Origin of the sequence: Ureaplasma diversum NCTC 246 (assembly GCF_000731915.1) — a bacterium.
Classification (GTDB): Bacteria; Bacillota_I; Bacilli_A; order Mycoplasmatales; family Mycoplasmoidaceae; genus Ureaplasma; species Ureaplasma diversum.
Map to the genome: position 1 here is coordinate 1 of NZ_JFDP01000022.1, position 3,791 is coordinate 3,791.

At 25.2% G+C, this 3,791-nt stretch carries 3 protein-coding genes; all 3 read right to left on the bottom strand.

Going from position 1 to position 3,791, the window contains the following annotated elements:
- Positions 1-689 (bottom strand): hypothetical protein (locus UDIV_RS00830; protein ID WP_038101936.1); only part of this gene is annotated, 689 nt, incomplete at its 3' end.
- Between the two features lie 22 nt (positions 690-711).
- Positions 712-1,488: a hypothetical protein gene (locus UDIV_RS00835; RefSeq protein ID WP_038101938.1), complete on the bottom strand. Its 777-nt coding sequence runs from the start codon at positions 1,486-1,488 to the stop codon at positions 712-714.
- On the bottom strand, positions 1,488-3,605 hold the full coding sequence (locus UDIV_RS00840) for a Tex-like N-terminal domain-containing protein (protein WP_038101941.1): 2,118 nt from the start codon (positions 3,603-3,605) through the stop codon (positions 1,488-1,490). The genes UDIV_RS00835 and UDIV_RS00840 overlap by 1 nt, the downstream gene beginning before the upstream one ends.
- Positions 3,606-3,791: the final 186 nt, after the last annotated feature.

Sequence of the window (3,791 nt, forward strand, 5' to 3'; positions counted from 1 at the left end):
TTATTAGTTTTAGCTTTCTTTTGATCAACAGTTAATAGATTGTTGATTTTTTTAGTGTATGTTACACTTGCTAGCTGATCATTAACACCCTTAGTAATTTTCATAGTAACTATTACTGAATTAGGATTAGAAGTATCTTTAGTTATATTTACTAAACTATAATTTAATTCTTTATTATCGTTTTGAACTCTAATCTTATCACTACTTAATTTTAAAGCATCATCAACAGTTAAATCATCTACTTTAGTATTAACTAGTTCTATATTTTTAAATAATGTTGTTTGGTTTTTAGGATCGTTTAAATAAGTTTGATTTGCTTTTTGGATTCTATCATCTTTAGCATCTTTAAAACCACCATAGATCTTAGTATATGTTCTAGTATGTTCACTATTACTTACTTCTAGTTTAACGATTACACTATTTTCATTTTTAGGATCAACAGTAGCTGATTTGATTGTATATGTTAAATCTTGATGGGTTGGAAGATTAACATATTGATTAATGTTTTTAATAAAATCAGCTGCTAGAATTCTGTTTAATTGAACTTTTTCTTTTAAGGTTGGAATTTGTTCATATTTACTTAATTGATCATAGTTTAAATGACAAGCAGCTAATAAACTAGTTAAACCAAAGGTTGTTATTAAACTAGTACTAATTAGAATTTGTTTATGTAACTTTTTTAATTTCATATATCTAGCCTTATCTTAGTTCTTAATTTCTATTATTTTTATTTAGTTTAATAACAACTGATTTGTTATAAATTACTTTACTTTCATTCTCTCCCTTAGAAACTTCTAAGTTAAAAATTAAAGTATCAGGGTCATTTTGATTAAAGTCTTCGTATTTAATAATATCAACTAATTTAATATTAATTCCACTATAAGCTGGATTGTTTTTATGTAAATAGTCTGGATCATCTTTACTAAAAGTTATTAATTGATCCCCTTTAGCTTTCATTTGATCAATTGTTAGATCTTTATATTCAGGTTTGATTTTGATTCCTAAAAAATTATGTTTTTCTTTTTCGTTTAATTCAAGTGCTTTCATTAAACTTTCATTATTAGCTTTTTTAGCTTCAAAAATATCTTTTTGAGCAGAAGTTAAATAAGGTCCATGATATGTAACATATTCATATTTAAGTTTGTATTCAGCTAGTTCAACAACATAATTGATCTCTAAGTGTAAACCATTTTTATTAATCTTAGTAATCTTATAAACAGCTTCTGGTTTTTGATCATTTAAGCTAACGAAATTAGATGTTCCATCACTATTAATAGTAATTAATCCAACAGCTTCATCAGCTGTCATTTCGTTTGGTTTAAATATTTCATTATTATAAACTAATGATGGTTTAAAGAACTCTTTAGTATAGTTTTCTGGAGCGGTTTTATTACAAGCAACAGCAATTAAACTAATTGCTGATCCAAGAATAGGAATAATTATTAAACTACTATATTTTTTAAATTTATTGTTTTTAATTAATTTCATTATTCAACCAGCCCTAGTTTAATTTGTTCTTTTTGCTTATTAATTTCTAAAATAACTACATTTAAATGTTTGTTGATTTTAATATCTTGGTTTTTGAATTGTGATTGGTGTAATAGTGCTGTGTTTTTAACACCAATATCAACAAATGCTCCAAATTGAGTTAAGTTTCTAACAACTCCAATTATTTCCATTCCTACACTTAAATCATCAAAACTAATCACTTTATTTCTTAATAAAGGGAAATCATATTGATCACGTATATCAAGTAATGGATTCTTTAAGTTATTAATAATTAATTCTAAAGTATAAACATCTGTATTAAGATCATTTGCAATCTTATTAGGATCTAAATTATTTAATAAATCAAGATTATTAACTACTTGTTCATAAGGTTTGTTTAAATAAGTTAATAATTGATTAGCTAAATTATAAGATTCAGGGTGTACACTAGTTTTATCTAATCAATTATCTGAACAATTAACTCTTAAAAATCCAGAAGCTAGTTCAAATACTTTATCTGAAATAAATTTAATTGATTTTAATTCAGCTCGACTTTTAATTTGTTTATTCTCTGCTACATAATCAAAAATTGATTGTGCACTTCTTTTATTTAAACCAGAGATTCTACTTAATAAAGGAACTGATGCAGTATTTACATCAACACCAATTTGGTTAACACAATAAGCAACACTAAAATCTACTTTTTCAGTTAAAGTTTTTTGGTTAATATCATGTTGATATTGACCAACCCCAATTGATTTAGGATCAATTTTAATTAATTCAGCTAATGGATCGATTACTCTTCGAGCAATACTGATTGCTGATCTTCTTTCAACTGGTAGTTTAGGGAATTCAGCTGCAGCTATTTCAGAAGCTGAATAAATTGATGCCCCATCTTCAGATACTACACAATAATTAACATCTAAATTGTGTTTATTAATTACATTACTAACAAAAACACAACTTTCATTTGCTGCTGTTCCATTTCCAATTGCAATTATATTTACATTATATTTTTTAATTAGATCAACTAAGATTTGCTCTGCTTGATCAGTTTTATTTTGGGGTGGATGTGGGTAGATAATATTTGTTGTTAATAATTCATTATTTTCTTTTATTATAGCTAATTTACATCCATGAGCATACCCTGGATCAAATCCTAAAACTGTTTTGTTTTTAATTGGTTGTTGTAATAGTAATTGTTGTAAATTAGATGCAAAAATATTAGCTGATTTAATATGTGCATTTTGAACTAATTCTGTATGAACAGCATTTGTAACTGAAGGAACTAATAGCCTTTCAAACCCATCAATCACTGCTCTTTTTATATATTCATAACTATCTGATTCAACTTTTTTAGTGTATTTATTAATTGCAAAATCAACAATAAATGGTTTGCTAAATTCATATTTAACACTAATAACTTTTTGATCAACTGCTCGATCAATTGCCATTATTTGATAAGCTTCTAAATATTGAACTGGTTTATTGAAAGCATAATAAATTTCATAATTTTTATTAGGATCTAAATCTAATTTATTTGCTTTTGTAATTAGTTTCCCATATTTAATGATCGATGTGTATACCATATCTCTGATCTTTGAATCATTAGCTAATTTTTCAGCAATAATATCACAAGCACCATTAATTGCATCTTCAACTGTTAATACAGTTTCACATAAATATTTAACTGCTTCTTTTTGAACTATTATATCTTTTCTGTTTTTAAGAATAGTTTCAGCAAATGGTAATAAATTATTAGCAATTGCAACTGAAGCTCTTGTTTTTTTATTAGTTGCATAAGGATGATAAATGATTTCAAGCTCAATTAATTTACTACACTCTTCTATTGCTCTTTTAAGATCTTCAGTTAATACTTGTTTTTGTTCTAAATTAGCTAAGATTGCTTCTTTACGCTTATTAAGCTTAACTAAGTAGTTATATTCATCAGCAATCTTAGCAATTGCAAACTCATCCATATTTTTAGTTAAATGTTTACGATATCGTGCAATAAAAGCAATTGTATTATCATCAGCTAATAAGTCTAAAACATTACTAACTGGTTCTTGATCTAAATTTAGCTTATTAGCTAAAACACTAATTAAATTATTTTCCATCATAAATTCCTTATAGATAACCTTTAAATTATAAATATATTTATGAAATTAACATAACCTTATTGTTTTATTATATATAATAATATATTAAGCTAATTGTGTCTAGTATATGAAAAAGAAGATTTTAAGAAATAGTAAATTTTTATCATTAGGTTTATTAACAATAACAACAAGCAGTTTTGTAGT